Here is an 819-nt window from a genome sequence, read left to right on the forward strand (position 1 = left end):
CCTTGCGGAAACCGAGACGCACAGCACCTTCCAGACCCATCGGCCCGATCTCGCCCGTCGGCCACGCGACCGTGAACTCGGGGGCGTGGAAGGAACCACCGGCCATTGCCATGGCGCCCAACCCGTAACCCTTGCGCAGGATGATCGTTCCGAACGGCACGGTGAGGCGAGCACCGGCAACGAAGAACCTGCCGAACCTTCGAACCGTCGCCTCCTCCTCCGAATCCGGGCCCACCATGAATCCCGGTGTGTCGCACAGCGTCACCAGAGGGATGCGGTGCGCTTCGAGCAGTTCCAGGAAATCCGAAGCCTTGTCCGAGGCTTCCGCGTCGATCGCGCCGCCGAGATGCTCGCTGCTGTTCGCCAGCACACCGTACGGAACTCCTTCGACACGAACGAGTGCGGTTACTACACCGCGTCCGTAGTCTCGACGCAGTTCCAGGACGCTGTCGACGTCCGCGATTGCGTCGATCGCTCCACGAACGTCGTACGAGCGCAGGCGATTCTCCGGCACCACATGCCGCGAGAGCCGCGGATCCGGAGCGGTCCACTCTCCGCTCGCACCCTGGAAGTAGCCGAGGTACTGCTTGGCCAGCGCCACCGCATGTGCGTCGTCGTCAGCGACCAGGTGTACGACGCCGTTGCGGCGCTGGACGTCGATGGGGCCGATGTCCTCGGGGCGAAAGTTTCCGAGCCCGCCGCCCTCGACCATGGCAGGACCACCCATCCCGATGTTGGCGTCCGGTGTCGCGATCAGGACGTCGCACGCGCCGGCCAGGGCCGCGTTGCCTGCGAAACAGCGCCCGGACACGACGGCGA

General features: G+C 66.4%; 1 protein-coding gene. It reads right to left on the reverse strand.

Features of this window, described 5'->3' with window-relative positions; translation table 11 throughout:
* Positions 1 to 819, reverse strand: an 819-nt coding sequence (locus A2J01_RS25220) for a carboxyl transferase domain-containing protein (protein WP_331715337.1), incomplete at both ends; no start/stop codon positions are given.

The sequence above is a fragment of the Rhodococcus sp. EPR-134 genome, from assembly GCF_001647205.1.
GTDB classification, from domain to species: domain Bacteria; phylum Actinomycetota; class Actinomycetes; order Mycobacteriales; family Mycobacteriaceae; genus Rhodococcus_F; species Rhodococcus_F qingshengii.